Below are 17,830 nucleotides of genomic sequence, written 5' to 3'. Positions count from 1 at the left end.
GCAGGCTATTTTGCCGTCTGCCGTGACAAGCGATGTTGTAAAAGCAGTGACGCATGGGCTTTTTGAGCGTCTACGACTAGAATCCGCGACGTTATCATCATCAGCGTCGATACAGGCCTAAGAGAAAAGGGGACCTTATGATCATCAAACCACGCGTTCGTGGCTTTATCTGTGTGACCACTCATCCGGTGGGCTGCGAAGCCAACGTCAAGCAACAGATTGACTATGTCACCCAGCAAGGCCCGGTCACTGACGGACCGAAGAACGTCCTGGTGCTCGGCGCCTCTACCGGCTATGGCCTGGCTGCACGCATCACCGCCGCATTCGGTTGCGGCGCCAAGACCCTGGGCGTGTTCTTCGAGCGCGAAGGTGACGAAGGCAAGCTGGGCACCGCCGGCTGGTACAACAGCGCCGCGTTCCACAAGTTCGCCGAGGCTGAAGGCCTGTACGCCAAGAGCATCAACGGCGACGCCTTCTCCGACGAAGTCAAGCGCCTGACCATCGAGACCATCAAGCGCGACCTGGGCAAGATCGACCTGGTGGTCTACAGCCTGGCGGCGCCACGCCGTACCGACCCGAAAACCGGTGAGGTCTACAGCTCGACGCTCAAGCCGATCGGCAAGTCGATCACCCAGCGCGGCCTGAACACCGACAAGGAAGTGGTTGCCGAAACCACCCTGGAGCAGGCGAGCGAGGAAGAAATCGCCGGTACCGTCAAGGTCATGGGTGGCGAAGACTGGCAGCTGTGGATCGACGCGCTGGACGAAGCCGGCGTGCTGGCCGACGGCGCCAAGACCACCGCCTTCACCTACCTGGGCGAGAAGGTCACCCACGACATCTACTGGAACGGTTCGATTGGCGCCGCCAAGAAAGACCTGGACCAGAAGGTCCTGAGCATCCGTGAGCGCCTGGCAGCCAAGGGCGGCGACGCCCGTGTGTCGGTCCTCAAGGCCGTGGTCACCCAGGCCAGCTCGGCCATCCCGATCATGCCGCTGTACCTGTCGCTGCTGTTCAAGGTGATGAAGGAGCAGGGCGTTCACGAAGGCTGCATCGAGCAGGTCTACGGCCTGTACAAGGACAGCCTGTACTCGCCGACTCCAATCCTCGACGAGGACGGCCGCCTGCGCGCCGACTACAAGGAACTGGCTCCGCAAGTGCAGGACCTGGTCGCCAAGCTGTGGAACGAAGTGACCACCGAGAACCTAAACGAACTGACCGACTTCGCTGGCTACAAGGCCGAGTTCCTGCGCCTGTTCGGCTTCGGTGTCGAAGGTGTGGACTACGACGCCGACGTCAGCCCGGACGTGGCGATCGCCAACCTGATCCAGGCTTGAGTCGCGCCTGGGGCAACGACCCGCTCGGTTCGTTGCCCCAGGCGTATTGCCGGCGCCAATCGTGGCGCCGGCAATACTCCCTTCCCACGGGCGTTCGCCCGCCGCTGTATCTTGCGCCCCGTTTCCCGGCCAGTCAGCCCGCCAGTCGTTGTATCTTCGCCCAGTGCCCTGGCGCCAGGCCGAAGGTAGAGCGGAACTGACGGTTCATGTGGCTCTGGTCGGCGAACCCGGCCATCAACGCCGCCTCACCCAGCGAATGGCCCTGGGCGAGCAGCGAGCGCACCAGATCCAGCCGACGCATGCTCAGGTAGCGATACGGGCTGGTCCCGAACAGCAGGCGAAAATCACGGCTCAGCGCCCAGCGGTCACGCCCACTGTGTTCGGCCAGTTCATCGAGGGTCACGGTACGGTCCAGGGCGCTGTGAATGAACTCCCGGGCACGCTCGGCCGCCTGGTAGTCGAAACTGCGCCGCTTGACCGGCGCGCCGCACACCGCATTCAGCGCGTGGGCCAGCTCGAAGATCGCATCCTGTTCCTCCAGCGGATCGAGTGCGCGGTCCATGCTCTGCAGCAGGGTTTCGGTGGCGATCCGCAGGCGTGGATCGCCACTGATCCCACCGGGCACGAAAGGCAGCGGCTGGCCGCCCAGGGCTGCCTGGATCAGTGAAGGCTGGAGGTAGATCATCCGGTACTGGAAGCCATCGTGGGTGCCGGCCCGGCCATCGTGGACCTCATCCGGGTGCAGCACCATGGTCCCGCCGGGCAGGCTGTGGCGTTGGCTGCCACGGTACTTGAAGCTCTGTACCCCGGATAACGTACGGCCAATGGCATAGGTGTCATGGCGGTGGGGGCTGAATCGATGGCCATGGAAGAACGCTTCGAAACGCTCCATATGGCTGGTCTGCGGTGCGCGTTGCACCCAGTCGGCGCTCGACGTGTCTCTACCCATGGCCTGGCCCGTTCCACTGCTGATCGAGGGAGCGCCCCGGACTGGCCGAAGCGCGATCAGACACCATGGTAAAGGAAAACGCCGGGCGCCGCTGCTCAGGACCTGAGCCGGACCACGCCTTCGATCTCGACACCGGCAGCGCCGGGCAGGGAGTGCACACCGATGGCCGATCGGGCATGTTCGCCACGCTCGCCGAACAGTTGCACCAGTACCTCGGATGCGGCGTTGATCACCTCCGACTGTGCGCCGAAATCGGCCGTGGCACGCACGTAGCCGGTGATCCGGATCACCTGCTCGACCCGTTGCAGGTCGCCGTCGCAGGCGGCCGCGACGATCGACAGGAAGTTCGCCATGCACAGGCGGGCGGCCTGCCGGGCCTGGTCGAGGGACAACTGTTCGCCGACGCGACCGGTGTAGCGGATCTCCTCGTTGTAGCGCGGTACCTGGCCGGACACCCATAGCAGGTTGCCGTCACGCTGGCTCAGACGGAAATGGCGCGGCGCGACAAAGCGTTGCGCAGCGTCCGGGTAGAGCGCGAGCAACGTCTCCCGAAAGGGTGGCAGTACCTGGGGCAAGGGCAGCCACTGCGGATCAGGCGCCATGATGATCTGCCTCCGGCTGCTGCCAGGTGGCGAAGGCACTGTAGCCACCGACAAAACAGCCGTTCGGCTGGCCTTGTCCGTCCAGTTCGAAGCGCACATGGATATCCGAAGGCCGGCCCATGGCACGGCCCTGATGGACCAGAATCGATCGCTCGCCATTTTCGATCAGACCGTATTGCAGCAGGCCGAAAGCCAGGGCTGTGGCGGCGATACCGGTGGCGGCGTCCTCGGGGTAGCCGGAGGCCTTGGGGAACTGTCGGCTGTCGAATTGTCGTTCGATGCCAGGGCGCGGACAGAACAGGTAGAAACCGGTGGAGTCGATCAGCTCGCACAGTGCCTCGATGCGTGCTGAATCCGGGCGGGCGGCATCGAGCAGCGCCGGGTTGCGTACCGGAATCAACGTCTTGACCCGACTGGTGGCCGCGTTGAGCAGCGGCAGGTCGAGGATGTCTTCGGCCCTGAGACCGATCGCCTCGATGATTTCCTCGCGCAGTTCGGGGCGGCTGAGCGGCTCCACGGTGCCGACCGGCTGGGATATCTCGATGAACGGGTCTTGCGACTCCAGGCCCTGGACATGGGCGGTGACGGTGCCGCTCAGGGTCTCGATGGACAATCGCTCCCGCTGCAGTCGGCCGAGCTTGTGCAGCAGCCACACGGTGCCGATGGTCGCGTGGCCGCACATGCTCATCTCGTGCAGCGGGACGAAAAAGCGGAAGCGGTAGTCGTTGTCGGCGGCCTGTTCGGGATGAAACGCAAAACCGCTTTCATGCCCGTAGCGACGGGCGATGGCCGTCATCTGCTCAGCCGTCAGGCCTTCGGCATCGACGGCGATGGGGGCAGGATTGCCGCCTCCGCTCGCGGACTTGAACACTTCTACAACCTGTACATCACGCATGGCAGACCTCGAAAGGGATGGGAGGAGGTCGATTGTCGCGTCGGGGGAGAAGGCTTGCCGCGACGATCGGGTCGCCGATGCGGACGTTTGGGCCAGCGCCTCAGTGGGGTTTGCGCAAGTCTCGTGGTGCCAGGCCCAGGTAGCGCTTGAACAGCCGCGCCAGATAGGAGGGGGAGTCGAGGCCGACGGCCAGGCTGACCTCGAGAATCGACAGTGACGTGCTGGAAATCAGCCGGGCGGCGGTCTCGACCCGGGTACGGTTGGTGAAGTCCACCAGGGTCTCCCCGGCGAAGGACTTGAACAGGCGGGTCAGGTGGCGCCGTGACAGGTGGAACTGATAGCCGATGCTGTCGACATCGAGTTCATCGAGCAGGTGTTCGCGCACATAGGTCTGGATATCCCGCACCAGTCGGGCGTTGTCCAGGCTTTCACCCACCTGTGGCAGGGGCTGCTGGCAGGCGATCAGTCGGGCGCACTCCTCGAACAGCAGGTGGTTGAGGTGTGGCAACTGACGCTGGAAGGCTTCGGTGCCATGGGTGCGCGCCAGTTGGTCATGCAGGTGCAGGATGCTTTCCAGGGCTTCGCTGCCTTGCCAGAGCCCGCAGAGACGGGTGCGGCCGAGCAGTTCGGCGTAGCCGGCGGCCCTGGCGTGATGCTCGATGTAGCGCGGGTCGATGTACAGCGCCAGGTGTTTTTCCCGTCCGGGCGCAGCCTGGGTCGAGTGGGCGAAGTCTGCCGGCACCAGGGAAAAGCCCTGGCGCGAGACGTGCAGGGTGTTGGCGTTGCTTTCGGTCGACAGCAGCAGCCCGCCCTGGCGCGGCAATAGCAGCATGTGACAGTCGTGGGCATGCCAGTCCTGGGCATAGCCGGTGCTTTCGCTGAGCTCCAGGCGGAACACTTCGGGCAGCATGCCGCCGAGTTTGGGCGATAGGTGGGCCATGGGCTGACTCCCGGTGCTTCGTGTGATCGTTCTTCGCCGCAGCGTCGCGAAGGGGCCCTGGAGATCGACACGGATCCCGCAGGTGGCCCCAGTCTATCCCTTAACGCTCGGCAGCCAATACCTGTCCATCGGTTGAGTGTGGCTGTTCCAGGGATTTCCAGTAGCGCTCGCCGGCCGCATCGTCGTACATGCCTTCCCAGCGTGCCACGACCAGCACCGCGAGGGCATTGCCGATGATATTGAGAACGGTACGTCCCATGTCCATGATCCGATCCACCCCGGCGATGAAGGCCAGGCCCTCCAGTGGAATGCCGACGCTGCCCAGGGTCGCCAGCAGCACCACGAAGGACACGCCCGGGATCCCGGCGATACCCTTGGAGGTGACCATCAATGTCAGGACCAGGGTGATCTGCTGTCCCAGGGACAGGTCGATACCATACAACTGCGCGATGAATAGGGCGGCGATGCTCTGGTACAGGGTCGAACCGTCAAGGTTGAACGAGTAGCCGGTCGGTACCACGAAGCGGCTGATCGCCCGAGGGGCACCGTAGGCTTCCATTTTCTCGATGATGCGTGGCAGCACGGTTTCCGAACTGGCGGTGGAATAGCCCAGGATCAGTTCGGCCTTGAGGATGCGCATCAGCCTGAGTACCGAAAAGCCGCAGAAGCGGGCCACCAGTCCGAGTACCACCAGCCCGAAGAAGGCGATGGCCACGTACACCAGGCCCACCAGCCGGGCCAGTGGCAGCAGCGAGGCGAAACCGAAGTTGGCGACGGTCACCGAAATCAGCGCGAACACCCCTAGCGGGGCGTAGCGCATGATCATGTGCGTGACCTTGAACATGCTCTGCGAAACCCCTTCCAGTACCTGCACCAGGGGCAGGCGCAGCTCGTCCCGCAGACTCGACAGGCCCAGACCGAACATCACCGAGAAGAAGATGATTGCCAGCATGTCGCCCCGTGCGATGGCGGCGAACACGTTCGAGGGCACCAGGTTCAGCAGCGTGGTGATGAAGGCGTGGTTGGCCTCCACTTCGTGAGTGGTCTTTTCGTACTGCGAGATGTCGGTGGTGCCCAGCTGGCTCATGTCGATACCGTGGCCGGGCTGGAACAGATTGGCCAACACCAGGCCGACGACGATTGCCAGGGTGGTGATGAGCTCGAAGTAGAGCAGGGTCTTGAAGCCGATACGACCCAGCTTGCGGCCGTCGCCGACGCCGGCGATACCGACGATCAGCGAGGCGATGACGATCGGGATGACAATCATCTTGATCAGGCGGATGAACAGGTCGCCCGCCGGCTGCAGGAAGGTGGCGATCCACCAGGTCCTGTCGGTGCTGAAATGGTTGAGGAGCGCGCCAACGGCGATGCCCAGGATCAGACCGATGAGGATCTGCCAGGCGAGGCTCGGTTTTGCCTTGGTCATAATAGGTGGGTTCCCATGTTGTTGGAGGTCGATGCGGGGCGCCAGTGCGGGTGTTGCGACTGCCAAGGGGGCCTTGAACGGCAGTGCAGCCTGATCTTGGGCTGTCAGACGGCCCTCGGTAGCGCGGATCGGGCCGACCATGCCCACGATTGGGCCATGCGCGGGGCGAGCGAGTGGCGGCGGGTCTGTTAGAATCGAGGCATTTCATACTGTGAGGTTGACCGATGAGCGAACCGATTCGCCTGACCCAGTACAGCCACGGCGCCGGCTGCGGCTGCAAGATTTCGCCCCAGGTGCTGGAAGTGATCCTGGCGGGCAGCGGTGCCCAGAACCTCGACCCGAAACTCTGGGTCGGCAACGCCTCGCGCGACGACGCGGCGGTGTACGCCATCGATGAAGAGCGCGGGGTGGTTTCGACCACCGACTTTTTCATGCCGATCGTCGACGATCCCTTCGATTTCGGCCGAATTGCTGCCACCAACGCGATCAGTGACATCTACGCCATGGGCGGTGACCCGTTGATGGCCATCGCGATCCTCGGTTGGCCGGTGAACGTGTTGCAGCCGGAGGTCGCCCGTGAAGTGATTCGTGGCGGCCGCTCGGTGTGCGACGCCGCGGGCATCCCGCTCGCCGGTGGGCACTCGATCGATGCGCCCGAGCCGATTTTCGGCCTGGCCGTCACCGGGCTGGTGGACAAACGCAACATGAAGCGTAACGACACCGCCACCGCCGGCAGCATCCTCTACCTGACCAAGCCGCTGGGCATTGGCGTGCTCACCACTGCGGAAAAGAAAGGCAAGCTGCGCAGCGAAGACGTCGGCGTCGCCCGTGACTGGATGTGCACTCTGAACAAGCCCGGCAGCCGTTTCGGCAAATTGGCCGGGGTCAGCGCGATGACCGATGTCACCGGTTTCGGCCTGTTGGGGCACCTGGTGGAAATGGCCGACGGCAGTGGCCTGACCGCCCGTATCGTCTACGAGCAGGTGCCGCGCCTGGCCGCAGTCGAGTATTACCTGGAGCAGGGCTGCATTCCGGGCGGCACGCTGCGTAACTTCGACAGCTATGCGAGCAAGATCGGCCCGCTGCGTGAACTACACAAGCGCGTGCTGTGCGACCCACAGACCAGTGGCGGCCTGCTGGTAGCCGTCACCCCCGAGGGGCAGGCGGAGTTTCTCGCCGTCGCCGCCGAGCTGGGCTTGAGCCTGGAGCCGATCGGCCAGTTGGTGGAGCGACAGAGCCATGCGGTAGAGGTGTCCTGATGCCAGGCGATATCACCGACTACCGCACACTGTTTCTCGATGATGTACCGATGATGGATGCCCGGGCACCGGTCGAGTTTGCCAAGGGCTCCTTTCCCGGCGTGGTCAACCTGCCGCTGATGAACGACCTGGAGCGTCAGCGGGTGGGAACCTGCTACAAGCAGCACGGCCAGCAGGCGGCGATTACCCTGGGCCACCAGTTGGTGTCCGGCGAGGTCAAGGCTGCCCGTCTGCAGGCCTGGGTCGATTTCACCCGGGCGCACCCGGAGGGCGTGCTGTACTGTTTTCGCGGCGGCCTGCGTTCGCAGATCGTCCAGCAATGGCTCAAGCACGATGCCGGCATCGACTACCCGCGGGTCGGCGGTGGCTACAAGGCGATGCGGACCTTCCTCATGCAGACCGTCGAGCAGGCGGTGGAACAGGCTGACTTCGTACTGCTGGGGGGTATGACCGGCACGGGCAAGACCGACGTCATCATCCAGCTGGACAACAGCCTCGACCTGGAAGGGCACGCCAACCATCGCGGTTCCAGCTTCGGCAAGCGGGCCACGGGGCAGCCGTCGAACATCGACTTCGAAAACCGCCTGGCGGTGGACCTGCTGAAGAAACGCGCCCGTGGCATCGGGCAGTTCGTGGTCGAGGACGAGAGCCGCATGGTCGGGCGTTGTGCCTTGCCGCTGCCGCTGTACCAGGGCATGCAACGTTTCTCGATGGTCTGGCTCGAGGACAGCCTGGAAAGCCGGGTCGAACGCATCCTGCGCGATTACGTGGTGCAGCTTTGCGCGGAGTTCATCGCCGTTCACGGTGAACATGGCTTCAAGCTGTTCAGCGAACGCCTGCTGGGCAGCCTGGACAACATCCACAAGCGCCTGGGCGGCGAGTGTCATCGGCGGATGCGCGAACTGATGTCCGATGCCCTGGTGGAGCAGGCGTGCAGTGGCAGCGTCGACCTGCACCGGGCCTGGATCCTGGGACTGCTCAAGGAGTACTACGATCCGATGTACGTGTTCCAGCGCGAGAGCAAGGGTGCGCGGATCGAGTTCGCGGGCGATCAGTCAGCGGTGCTGGAATATCTCAGGAACCGAACACGACGCTGAGAGAGCTGGTCGGGCGGCGATGCTGACCTGTGGGAGCCGGATTTATCCGCGAACCAGGCAATGCAGTTGCCAAGTATGACCGCGTCGCCTAATTCGCGGATAAATCCGGCTCCCACAGGTCCGGTTCCATAGGCAGAAGCGGTGCCTAGAGCACCACCACCGCCACCAAACCGCTGACGATCCCCACCAGCATGGTCAGCGCCGCCACGGTCACCAGTACCCGGGCATCGAATTCCTTGCGCAGCATCAGCAGCGACGGCAGGCTGATGCTGGGCAGGGTCATCAGCAGCGCCACGGCCGGTGCGGTGCCCAGGCCCAGGGTCATCATGGTCTGCACGATCGGGATTTCCGCCGCTGTCGGGATCACGAACAGCGTGCCGACGATCGCCAGCGGTACCAGCCACAGCAGGCTGTTGCTCATCGCGCCGTCGACATGGGGAAACAGCCAGACCCGTGCCGCACCGAGCAGCAGTACCGCCACGATGTAGATCGGAATGGTGCTCCAGAACAGTTGCCAGAGGGTCTTGCCCCAGCGCACGAAGAAGCTCTGGTCGCTGGCCGTGCTGGCCTCGACCACTGCCTCCACGGCCGGCTCCGGCAGGGTGTCGGGGCGAGCGACCCGCTGGGCAATCATCGACACACCCAGTACCAGCACCAGGCCCGCCACCAGGCGGATCGCACTGAAGCCCCAGCCGAGCACAAAGCCCATGAACACCAGGGTGGCCGGGTTGAGCACCGGGTTGGCGATCCAGAACGCCAGTGCCGCGCCCACCGAGACATTCTGTCGGCGCATGCCGGCGGCCACTGGCGCCGCGCAGCAGGAGCACATCATGCCGGGCAGGGCGAACAGCCCGCCGCGCAGGGTCGAGCCGAAACCGGCCCGGCCGAACAGGCGCAGCAGCCAGTCACGGGGAATCAGCACCTGCAGCAGCGAGCCGAGGATCACCGCCAGTACGGCGGCCTTCCAGATCGCCAGGAAGTACACCTGGGCATAGGCCAGCGCGGCTGCCACCGGCGAGGCCGGGTTGTCGTTGATGATCGAGCCGCCGATGCTGTGGCTGTCGGCGGCGACGAAGGCCTTGGCGTAGTAGGGCGACCACTTGACGTAGTACAGGCCGATAGCGGCGATGGCGAGAAACAGCAGCGGTTTCCACCACAGCGACCAACCCCGGGCAGGGGCGGTGGAGGAGAGTGAGGTCATGACGTACGGGCTCTGAAAAGAGAGTGAGAGATATCGAGTGAATGATAACCCAGGGGCTGCACTTCGCCATGCGATCCGGGTGGGATCTGACGTTCCTCTGTCGTCCGATCTGTCGCTATCGCCAGCGAGCCGACTCCCACATTTGCCGGCCACGATGCAGGTGGCGCATTCATTTCACGCCATCGGTGGCAACCGCCGCTTCACCGGGGTTTTCTTGACGATCGCGGTATTGGTCTCGGCATGGCCGTTCAATCGGTCGAGCAGGGTATCCAGCTGTTCCATGTCGCGTACGTGCAGGCGGGCGATGAAGCAGTCGTCGCCAGTGACCTTGTCACACTCGGTGAACTCGGGAATCGCCTGAATCTGCCGTTCCACCTCGTGCAACTGACCGGGCAGCGGGCGGATCCGTACGATGGCTTGCAACTGGTAGCCAAAGGAGCGCGGCTCGACTTCGAGCGTGTAGCCCTTGATCACCCCACGCTCCTCCAGGCGGCGCAAGCGCTCGGCGACGCTGGGGGCAGAGAGCCCGCTGATCTGTGCCAGGGCCTTGAGCGAACGCCGGGAGTCTTCCATCAGGGCCGCGAGCAGGAGTTGGTCGATGGCGTCAGTCATTATGGTCTCGTAAGGTGATCAGGAGAATTTGCCTTGATCATAAAGGCAAAATCGAAGTTTAGCCTTTTATAGTCGCTGGAGAGCCTGCGCAGGTGCTTGGCATACTGTTGCCATCTGCCAAGGAGTCCAATCATGTCTCAATCACTGCATCGCGGGTCGCTGGAAATGATCGCGGCCATGCTGATCTCGGGAACCATCGGCTGGTTCGTGCTGGTGTCGGGCCAGCCGGTACTGGACGTGGTGTTCTGGCGTTGCCTGTTCGGCGCGCTGACCCTGCTGGCGATCTGCGCCGCCATGGGTTTTCTGCGCCCCGGTCTGCTGAGTCGCACCACGTTTGTGCTGGCGGTCCTCAGCGGGGTGGCAATCGTCGGCAACTGGGTCCTGCTGTTCGCCTCCTATTCGCGCGCCTCGATCGCCATCGGTACGGCGGTGTACAACGTCCAGCCATTCATGCTGGTGGGGTTGGCGGCGCTGTTTCTCGGCGAGAGGATCACCGTGCAGAAGCTGTTCTGGCTGAGCCTGGCCTTTGCCGGAATGTTGGCAATCGTCAGTGCCCACGGCCAGCAGGGGGAGAGTGGTGGCGACTATCTGCTGGGCATCGCCCTGGCCCTGGGGGCGGCGCTGTTGTATGCCTTTGCCGCGTTGATCATCAAGCGCCTGGTCGGCACGCCACCGCACCTGATCGCGCTGATCCAGGTCACCACCGGGACCTTGCTGCTGGCACCCTGGGCGAACCTCTCGGGGCTGCCGGTCGAGGCCAGCGCCTGGGGGAGCCTGGTGACCCTGGGCATCGTCCATACCGGTGTGATGTATGTGCTGCTGTACGGTGCGATCCAGAAACTGCCGACGGCCTTGACCGGTGCGCTGTCGTTCATCTACCCGATCGCAGCGATTTTCGTCGACTGGTTCGCCTTCGGCCACCACTTGCAGCCGCTGCAGTGGCTGGGCGTGATCGCGATCCTGCTGGCCGCAGCGGGTATGCAGCAAGGCTGGACACCCTGGAGCCGCCGGGTTGCTGCCCGCAGCTGACCGCTGTACCTGTAGGAGCCAGCTTGCTGGCGATCCGCTGAAGGCGTCCATCCATTGAGTTCCTTGGCGCCAGTGAGGCCGCTATCGCCAGCAAGCTGGCTCCTACAGGGACGGTGAGTCAGCGAGGCAGTGGGTCAGGCGCGGTAGCGCGCTGCCGGCAGCACCTGCAGGTAGTTGGGCAACATCGCCAGGCGCGCAGCCTCCAGGGCCTGCCACTGGCCTTCGTCCGGCAGCGGTGGAATGGTCACGGTCTCGCGACGATCGAAGCCCACCAGTGCCGCATCCACCAGGTCGTCGACCTCCATCACCGCTGACAGGTCCTCGATCCGCTTGCCGGAGCGTTCCCAGATTTCGGTGCGGGTGGCCGCTGGCAGCACGGCCTGGACATACAGCCCCTTGGTACCCAGTTCGATATTCAAGCCCTGGCTCAGGAACAACACGAAGGCCTTGGTTGCACCGTACACGCTCATCTGCAGCTCCGGCGCCAGGCCGACCACCGAGGCGAGGTTGATGATCGAGCCGCCACCACTGCGGACCAGACGTGGCGCGATGGCATTGCTCAGGCGGGCGAGGGCGGTGATGTTCAGGTCGATCACCTGGCTGACCGCATCCGGTGTCTGTTCGATGAAGCTGCCGGCGCCGCTCATCCCGGCATTGTTGACCAGGATGCCGATATTGGCATCGTCCCTGACCCGCGCCTCGATCCCTGCCAGGTCAGCGGCATCGGTCAGGTCGGCCTGCAGCACTTCAACCTTTGCGCCAGTTTCTGCCTGCAGGCGCTCGGCCAAGGCCTGCAGGCGCGACTTGTCCCGGGCGACCAGCACCAGGTCGTGTCCACGCTTGGCGAAACGGTCGGCATAAACGGCGCCGATACCAGTGGATGCACCCGTGATCAGAACAGTGGGTTTGACGGTCATCGCAGTAATCCTCGTTGGCTCGATTTAATCATGATGGTCATCATGTTTATTAAATATGATGTTCGTCATGTATACTGTCAAGCCTATCAACGGAGGTTCTGATGAAAGTCAGTCGTGAGCAGGTTGCGCAAAACCGCCTGAAGATCCTTGAAGCCGCTGGCCGGCTGTTTCGCGAGCATGGCTACGAGTCGGTCAGCGTTGCCCAGGTGATGAAGGCCGCCGGGATGACCCATGGCGGTTTCTATGGCTACTTCGCCTCGAAGGATGAGCTGGTGGTCGAGGCTCTGGCCTATGTGGCTACAACCTCACCGGCGGTGGGCGGCGACCTGGCGGGCTATATCGAACGCTATCTCAGCGGCCCTCACCGTGACGACTGCGCCGGTGGCTGCCCGCTGGCCGGGCTTGCCGCGGAAACCCGGCGCCAGTCCGATGAGGCCAGGGCGCAGATGACCCGTAGCATTGCCGGGCAACTCGAACGCCTGGCGCAGGACATGCCGGGAGATTCCGCCGAGGCCGTTCGTCGCGCCGCTACCGGCAGCCTGGCGACGATGGTCGGTGCCCTGGTCCTGGCGCGGGTGTGTGACAACCCGCAACTGGCCGCACAGCTACTCGATGACAGCCGCGACTGGCTGCTGGAGAAAAACCGGCTCGGCTGACCGCTGCGGCCCGGTTTCGAGCGCCTGCTGCACGCAGCGCAGGGCGAGCAGGGCGGTGGGATCGACCAGGCTGACCACGCCGCTGTCCAGCACGAAGCATTCGGCATGCGGCAGGATCAGCGGCAGTTCGGTGCAGCCCAGGATCAACACCGAGGCGCCGGCCTGGCACAGGTGGTTGGCGGCGTCGAGCAACTGCTCGCGGCACAGGCCCTCGGTGTGCCCGGCCTTGACACCGTGCTCACCGTAGATCGCCGCCATCACCAGCGCCTGCTTGTCCGGGGCCGGCACGATCAGTCGTAGCCCCAGTCGCTCGGCGACGTCATGGTACACGCGGCTCTGCACCGTTCCCGAGGTCGCCAGCAGGCCGATGGTCTTGCCGGCACCCTGTTGCTCGGCGATATGCCTGACGGTCTCGCTGAGCATGTTGATGATCGGCGTCTTCAGGTACGGCTGGATACGCTCGACGAAGGCGTGGGCGGTATTGCACGGGATGGCGATGGCATGCGCGCCTTCCTGTTCCAGGCGCTTGCAGGTGGCATACAGCGCCATGCTCGGATCGGTGGTCTGGTGTAGCAGGTTGGCGGTGCGGTCGGGGATCTGCGGGTTCTGTTCGACCACCATGCGGATATGATCCTGATCCTTGTCCGCCGGTGTGTGCCTGATCACCTTGGCCATGAAGTCGACCGTGGCCGCCGGGCCGACGCCGCCGACGATACCCAGTTTGAAGCGCGGCTCGGGCACCGGGTCGCTGGCCCGGGTCGCGTAGTCGGCGTAGACCCGGTTGGCATCAAGCAGTGCGATGCCACGCCGTTGCAGGTCCTGGCTGACCAACGACAGCTCGGTCAGGCCTGGCAGGATCAGCGCGACGTCCTGCTCCTGCAGTTCCTGACAGACCTGGTGCAGATGCTCCAGCGGGGCACCCTCGAACTGGCCGTCCTTGACCCCATCGACGCCGTACATGGCCTCCATCAGTCGTGCCTGGTTCTGCGCATCGGGATAGACCAGTTCGTGGCGGTCGCCGAAGTAGCGTTCGAACAGCCCGCTATGGCGTACATAGTCCGAGGTCAACACGCCCAGCCGGCCACCGTGGGGCAGGCTGCGCTCGACCTGTTGGCGCAGGGCGTGCAACAGGTCGAACACCGCTATACCCAGCTCGGCCTGGATCTCCTGGAGAAAGGTATGGCTGGCAATACACGGCAGCAGGATCGCGTCGGCTCCACCCGCTTCCAGGGACTGGCACATCTGGAAGGCGTAGAACTTGCGCGAGTGCATGCTGGCGTCGCGGTCCAGCGGCAGCAGCACGTCCTTGAACGGGTGCTGCTCGAACAGAAAGTGATAGCGTCCCTGGTCGGCGAGCACCGCGCGGCTGCTGACCAGCTTGTTGAACAGGTCGGCGCCGGCCAGTGAGCCAAGCCCCCCGACGATGCCGAAGGTCTTGCCGGGAGACGAGAGTTTTTTCGTGTTCATGACGCGGTTCTTCATGGCAATGCTCTTCATGGCCCTGCTCAGGCCAGGGATTGTGCGGTGGGTGCGCTTGGCACGGTAGTAGCCGGCTCAACGGCGGCCACGGTGGGCTGTTTGTCGTCCTCCAGCTTCGCCACCACGGCGGTGGCAATGCTGTTGCCGACGATATTGGTGGCGGTGCGAGCCATGTCGAGGAACTGGTCGATGCCGAGGATCAGCAGCAGGCCGGCCTCGGGCAGGTTGAACATCGGCAGGGTTGCCGCGACCACGACCACCGAAGCCCTGGCCACCCCGGCCATGCCCTTGCTGGTGACCATCAGGGTCAGCAGGATCAGCACCTGCTGGGTGAAGCTCAGGTCGATGTTGTAGGCCTGGGCGATGAACATCACGGCGAAGGCCTGGTACATCATCGAGCCGTCCAGGTTGAACGAGTAGCCCAGCGGCAGCACGAAGCTGGAGATCCGTTTCGAGGTGCCGAATTTCTCCAGCGCCTCGATGGTCTTGGGGTAGGCCGACTCGCTGCTGGCCGTGGAGAACGCCAGCAGCACCGGTTCGCGGATCAGCTTGCCCAGGCGCCACACCGAACGACCGAGAAACAGGCGGCCGACACCGAACAGGATGGCCCACAACACCAGGATGCCCGCATAGAACTCACCGATCAGCTTGCCGTAGTCGAGCAACAGCCCCAGGCCTTCGGTGGTGATCGCCGCAGCGATGGCGCAGAACACACCGACCGGGGCGAAGCACATGACACAGTCGGTGATGCGGAACATGATCTTCGCCAGCTCATCCACCAGGTTGCTGATGCCGGCATAGCCCTGCCTTTTCAGGAAGGACAAGGCAAAACCGAAGAACAGCGAGAACACCACGATCTGCAGGATCTCGTTGTTCGCCATGGCCTCGGCGATGCTGCGCGGGAATACATGGCTGATGAAGGCCTTGAGGCTGAAGTCGCCGACGTTTACCGGTGCCGCCGTAGTGCTGGCAGTCGGCAGCGCAAGGTTCAGTCCGGCACCGGGCTGGAACAGGTTGACCAGCAGCATGCCGATCAGCAGCGACAGCAGCGAGGCGCTGACGAACCAGAGCATCGCCCGCAGGCCGATGCGGCCAACGGAATGCGAGCTGCCGAGGCTGGCGATGCCGCCGACCAGGGTGGCGAAGACCAATGGGGCGATGATCATCTTGATCATGCGCAGGAAAATATCCGTCACCAGGCTGAAGTAACCGGCCAGCTCCTTGGCCGCCTTGGCATCGCTGGAGTAATGATGGCAGGCCCAGCCCACCAGGATACCGAGGACAATCGCCAGGGCGATTTGCTTGGGAAGTCGTTTGCTGTTCACAGGAGCACCCTCAATGACAGTTCGTTGTTTTTTTTGTCACGGGGCCAGTCTATGGCGGGGGGAAGGGCTCGATGATGAGTAAATGCCATACACTGATGCGTAATCGGAATAGTTTGCCGACGGTGATTGCCTGACACTGGCGGCTGCTTATGCCCACCTTTCCTCAGCAGCGGGAATCACCATGCAGATCAAGTGGATAGACGACATCCTGGCGGTTGCCGAACTGAAGAACTTCTCCCGTGCCGCCGAGGTGCGCTGCATCACCCAGTCGGCGCTGTCGCGACGGATCCGTTCGCTGGAGGAGTGGGTCGGGGTGGAGCTGGTGGATCGCGGCACCTACCCGGTGCAACTGACGGCCGCCGGCCGGACTTTCTGCGAGCAGGGGCGGGAAACCCTCGCCGACCTGCAGGAGTTGCGCGCGACCCTGCGCCGTGGCGACCGGATGCCCGGGCGTTCGATCCAGGTGACCGCCGGGCACAGCCTGTCGATGACCTTCCTGCCCAAATGGCTGATGCGTTTCCAGCGGGGGAACGCCGGTTTCAATGCGCGGGTCGTGGCCGCCAACATTCATGACGCGGTCATCGCCCTGGCCGAAGGCGGCTGCGACCTGATGATCGGCTACCATCATCCTCAGGCACCGATCCTGCTCGATCCCGAGAAGTTCATCAGCCTGACCCTGGGGCATGATTCGCTGATCCCGGTTTCGGCACCGGACAAGCGCGGCAAGCCGCTGCATGCCTTGCCCGGGAAGAAGCAGGCGCCGCTGCCATACCTGGCCTACACCGCGACCACCTTCCTGGGGCGGGTGGTGGACGTGATCCTGAAGAATGCCGAAACGCCCTGCCTGCTGGATCGCTGCTATGAGGCCGACATGGCCATGCTGCTGATGAAGATGGCCCAGGAGGGATATGGCGTGACCTGGCTGCCCGAAAGTGCGGTGCAGGATGAGTTGCACAAGGGCACCCTGGTTCGCGCCGGTGGCCCGGACTGGAGCGCCGGGCTGGAAATCCGTTCCTATTGCTCGGTGGCCAATGCCAACCCGACCATGCGCGAGTTGTGGAAGTCGCTGGAGGCCGAGCGCCGGCCTGCCTGAGCGCGCCTCAGTTGCCGATCAGGTACAGGCAGATCGACAGGGTCAGCAGTGAGCCCAGGGTGGAGATCAGGATCGTGCTCGAGACCAGCGAGGCTTCACGCTTGTAGTATTCGGCGAGCATGAACGGACCGGTGCCGGTGGGCAGGGCGCTGAGCAGCAGTGCCGAATGGGCCCACAGCGGCGGCAGGTCAAACACCTTGAACGCCAGGAACCAGGTCAGCAGGGGATGCGCCACCAACTTGAGCAGCACCAGCAGGCTCACGCCCTGGCGAGGCCCCTGTTGCTTGTGCGCCAGGAACAGCCCGAGGGAAATCAGCGCACAGGGAATGGTCGCTGCGCCCAGCAGACTGAGGAATTTCTCGAACGGTGCCGGCAAGGGGGCGCCGCCCCAGGCCCAGAGCGCACCGAGCAGTGGCGACACCACCAGCGGGTTCTTCGCCAGCGCCAGCAGCACCTTGAACACGATGCGGTGCACCTGGCGCTCGGCCTGCAGGCCGATCTCGATGCACACCAGCGCCAGGCCGAACAACACGCAGACCACCAGCAACGAGGCGATCAGCGCCGGTTCAAGGCCATTCTGGCCGAGCACCATCACGCACAGCGGGATGCCGATGTAGCCGGTATTGGCATAGGAAGCGCTTAGGGCATCGATACTGGCATCGGCGAAATGCCCGGCCTTGCGCCAGCGCAGTAGCAAGGTCAGGACGAAGATCGCCAGGGTGCTCAGGGTGAAGGCCAGCACGAATCCCGGATGCCAGATCTGCTCCCAGGTGGCCGTCGCCGTGGCCTTGAACAGCAGTGCCGGCAGGCACAGCCAGACCACCATGCGGTTGATCTCCGAGGCCGCGTTGGGGCCCAGGCGGTGGGTGCGACGGCAGATGAAGCCGACCAGGATCAGGGCGAAGATGGGCAGCAGGACACTTAATACGGAAGACATCGAAGCTCAAGCCTTGGGCATGCGCAGGTGGGGGTGGGGAAGGGTAAGGGGGGAGATCGTTAGCTTGCAATCTTTCTTT

The 17,830-nt window shown here is 63.9% G+C and carries 17 protein-coding genes; 6 read left to right on the top strand and 11 right to left on the bottom strand.

Annotated elements, in window-relative coordinates; genetic code table 11:
* Positions 1-137 precede the first annotated feature (137 nt).
* Positions 138-1,334, top strand: a complete 1,197-nt coding sequence (gene fabV, locus HU752_RS18595) for an enoyl-ACP reductase FabV (protein WP_186683449.1) — start codon at positions 138-140, stop codon at positions 1,332-1,334.
* A gap of 133 nt (positions 1,335-1,467) precedes the next feature.
* Here fabV and HU752_RS18590 read toward each other — a convergent pair whose 3' ends face one another.
* The 5 genes from HU752_RS18590 to gltP form a co-directional block, all read right to left on the bottom strand.
* Positions 1,468-2,283 carry an AraC family transcriptional regulator gene (locus HU752_RS18590; protein ID WP_186683450.1) on the bottom strand — a complete coding sequence of 272 codons (816 nt, stop codon included), beginning with the start codon at positions 2,281-2,283 and terminating at the stop codon, positions 1,468-1,470.
* Positions 2,284-2,378: 95 nt separating this feature from the next.
* On the bottom strand, positions 2,379-2,885 hold the full coding sequence (locus tag HU752_RS18585) for a RidA family protein (RefSeq protein WP_186683451.1): 507 nt from the start codon (positions 2,883-2,885) through the stop codon (positions 2,379-2,381).
* Positions 2,875-3,780 carry a PhzF family phenazine biosynthesis protein gene (locus HU752_RS18580; RefSeq protein WP_186683452.1) on the bottom strand — a complete coding sequence of 302 codons (906 nt, stop codon included), beginning with the start codon at positions 3,778-3,780 and terminating at the stop codon, positions 2,875-2,877. The genes HU752_RS18585 and HU752_RS18580 overlap by 11 nt, the downstream gene beginning before the upstream one ends.
* Positions 3,781-3,880: 100 nt before the next feature.
* Positions 3,881-4,720, bottom strand: a complete 840-nt coding sequence (locus HU752_RS18575) for an AraC family transcriptional regulator (protein ID WP_186683453.1) — start codon at positions 4,718-4,720, stop codon at positions 3,881-3,883.
* 100 nt (positions 4,721-4,820) lie between these two features.
* A complete protein-coding gene (gene gltP / locus HU752_RS18570; RefSeq protein ID WP_186683454.1) occupies positions 4,821-6,146 on the bottom strand; it encodes a glutamate/aspartate:proton symporter GltP in 1,326 nt (441 codons plus the stop codon).
* Between the two features lie 224 nt (positions 6,147-6,370).
* On the opposite strand from gltP, the gene selD reads away from it, so the two are divergent.
* Positions 6,371-7,405, top strand: a complete 1,035-nt coding sequence (selD, locus tag HU752_RS18565) for a selenide, water dikinase SelD (RefSeq protein ID WP_186683455.1) — start codon at positions 6,371-6,373, stop codon at positions 7,403-7,405.
* A complete protein-coding gene (mnmH, locus tag HU752_RS18560) occupies positions 7,405-8,502 on the top strand; it encodes a tRNA 2-selenouridine(34) synthase MnmH (RefSeq protein ID WP_186683456.1) in 1,098 nt (365 codons plus the stop codon). Before selD ends, mnmH begins: the two co-directional genes overlap by 1 nt.
* A gap of 145 nt (positions 8,503-8,647) precedes the next feature.
* Here the strand turns inward: mnmH and HU752_RS18555 are convergent, their stop codons facing one another.
* Positions 8,648-9,703: a permease gene (locus tag HU752_RS18555; RefSeq protein ID WP_186683457.1), complete on the bottom strand. Its 1,056-nt coding sequence runs from the start codon at positions 9,701-9,703 to the stop codon at positions 8,648-8,650.
* 174 nt (positions 9,704-9,877) lie between these two features.
* The gene (locus tag HU752_RS18550) at positions 9,878-10,315 is read right to left on the bottom strand and encodes an Lrp/AsnC family transcriptional regulator (protein ID WP_186683458.1); all 438 of its coding nucleotides are present in this window, start codon (positions 10,313-10,315) and stop codon (positions 9,878-9,880) included.
* A gap of 132 nt (positions 10,316-10,447) precedes the next feature.
* Here HU752_RS18550 and HU752_RS18545 point away from each other — a divergent pair, with 132 nt between their 5' ends.
* Positions 10,448-11,344: a DMT family transporter gene (locus HU752_RS18545; protein WP_186683459.1), complete on the top strand. Its 897-nt coding sequence runs from the start codon at positions 10,448-10,450 to the stop codon at positions 11,342-11,344.
* A gap of 134 nt (positions 11,345-11,478) precedes the next feature.
* On the opposite strand, the gene HU752_RS18540 is transcribed toward HU752_RS18545, so the two are convergent.
* A complete protein-coding gene (locus tag HU752_RS18540; protein ID WP_186683460.1) occupies positions 11,479-12,261 on the bottom strand; it encodes an SDR family NAD(P)-dependent oxidoreductase in 783 nt (260 codons plus the stop codon).
* A gap of 101 nt (positions 12,262-12,362) precedes the next feature.
* On the opposite strand from HU752_RS18540, the gene HU752_RS18535 reads away from it, so the two are divergent.
* Positions 12,363-12,917: a TetR/AcrR family transcriptional regulator gene (locus tag HU752_RS18535; RefSeq protein WP_186683461.1), complete on the top strand. Its 555-nt coding sequence runs from the start codon at positions 12,363-12,365 to the stop codon at positions 12,915-12,917.
* On the opposite strand, the gene cuyB is transcribed toward HU752_RS18535, so the two are convergent.
* Together cuyB and HU752_RS18525 are read right to left on the bottom strand one after the other, a co-directional pair.
* A complete protein-coding gene (cuyB, locus tag HU752_RS18530; protein WP_437182378.1) occupies positions 12,867-14,399 on the bottom strand; it encodes a cysteate racemase in 1,533 nt (510 codons plus the stop codon). The two genes, HU752_RS18535 and cuyB, sit on opposite strands and share 51 nt — an antisense overlap.
* A gap of 23 nt (positions 14,400-14,422) precedes the next feature.
* Positions 14,423-15,721: a dicarboxylate/amino acid:cation symporter gene (locus HU752_RS18525; RefSeq protein WP_186683462.1), complete on the bottom strand. Its 1,299-nt coding sequence runs from the start codon at positions 15,719-15,721 to the stop codon at positions 14,423-14,425.
* Positions 15,722-15,902: 181 nt separating this feature from the next.
* Here HU752_RS18525 and HU752_RS18520 point away from each other — a divergent pair, with 181 nt between their 5' ends.
* Positions 15,903-16,814, top strand: coding sequence for a LysR substrate-binding domain-containing protein (locus tag HU752_RS18520; protein ID WP_186683463.1), 912 nt, complete (start codon positions 15,903-15,905; stop codon positions 16,812-16,814).
* A gap of 7 nt (positions 16,815-16,821) precedes the next feature.
* Here HU752_RS18520 and HU752_RS18515 read toward each other — a convergent pair whose 3' ends face one another.
* Positions 16,822-17,751, bottom strand: a complete 930-nt coding sequence (locus HU752_RS18515) for an AEC family transporter (protein WP_186683464.1) — start codon at positions 17,749-17,751, stop codon at positions 16,822-16,824.
* Between the last annotated feature and the right edge of the window lie 79 nt (positions 17,752-17,830).

The sequence above is a fragment of the Pseudomonas vanderleydeniana genome (assembly GCF_014268755.2).
GTDB lineage: Bacteria > Pseudomonadota > Gammaproteobacteria > Pseudomonadales > Pseudomonadaceae > Aquipseudomonas > Aquipseudomonas vanderleydeniana.
This window is presented reverse-complemented; position numbering and strand designations above follow the sequence as displayed.

What these genes read in the sequence shown, in the direction of transcription:
- HU752_RS18550 (WP_186683458.1), bottom strand. Translation starts at nt 10,315, where the DNA reads ATGACTGACGCCATCGACCAACTCCTGCTCGCGGCCCTGATGGAAGAC.
- HU752_RS18535 (WP_186683461.1), top strand. Translation starts at nt 12,363, where the DNA reads ATGAAAGTCAGTCGTGAGCAGGTTGCGCAAAACCGCCTGAAGATCCTT.
- HU752_RS18555 (WP_186683457.1), bottom strand. Translation starts at nt 9,703, where the DNA reads ATGACCTCACTCTCCTCCACCGCCCCTGCCCGGGGTTGGTCGCTGTGG.
- HU752_RS18580 (WP_186683452.1), bottom strand. Translation starts at nt 3,780, where the DNA reads ATGCGTGATGTACAGGTTGTAGAAGTGTTCAAGTCCGCGAGCGGAGGC.
- HU752_RS18575 (WP_186683453.1), bottom strand. Translation starts at nt 4,720, where the DNA reads ATGGCCCACCTATCGCCCAAACTCGGCGGCATGCTGCCCGAAGTGTTC.
- HU752_RS18585 (WP_186683451.1), bottom strand. Translation starts at nt 2,885, where the DNA reads ATGGCGCCTGATCCGCAGTGGCTGCCCTTGCCCCAGGTACTGCCACCC.
- mnmH (WP_186683456.1), top strand. Translation starts at nt 7,405, where the DNA reads ATGCCAGGCGATATCACCGACTACCGCACACTGTTTCTCGATGATGTA.
- HU752_RS18520 (WP_186683463.1), top strand. Translation starts at nt 15,903, where the DNA reads ATGCAGATCAAGTGGATAGACGACATCCTGGCGGTTGCCGAACTGAAG.
- HU752_RS18545 (WP_186683459.1), top strand. Translation starts at nt 10,448, where the DNA reads ATGTCTCAATCACTGCATCGCGGGTCGCTGGAAATGATCGCGGCCATG.
- gltP (WP_186683454.1), bottom strand. Translation starts at nt 6,146, where the DNA reads ATGACCAAGGCAAAACCGAGCCTCGCCTGGCAGATCCTCATCGGTCTG.
- HU752_RS18590 (WP_186683450.1), bottom strand. Translation starts at nt 2,283, where the DNA reads ATGGGTAGAGACACGTCGAGCGCCGACTGGGTGCAACGCGCACCGCAG.
- HU752_RS18515 (WP_186683464.1), bottom strand. Translation starts at nt 17,751, where the DNA reads ATGTCTTCCGTATTAAGTGTCCTGCTGCCCATCTTCGCCCTGATCCTG.
- HU752_RS18540 (WP_186683460.1), bottom strand. Translation starts at nt 12,261, where the DNA reads ATGACCGTCAAACCCACTGTTCTGATCACGGGTGCATCCACTGGTATC.
- fabV (WP_186683449.1), top strand. Translation starts at nt 138, where the DNA reads ATGATCATCAAACCACGCGTTCGTGGCTTTATCTGTGTGACCACTCAT.
- cuyB (WP_437182378.1), bottom strand. Translation starts at nt 14,399, where the DNA reads ATGAAGAACCGCGTCATGAACACGAAAAAACTCTCGTCTCCCGGCAAG.
- selD (WP_186683455.1), top strand. Translation starts at nt 6,371, where the DNA reads ATGAGCGAACCGATTCGCCTGACCCAGTACAGCCACGGCGCCGGCTGC.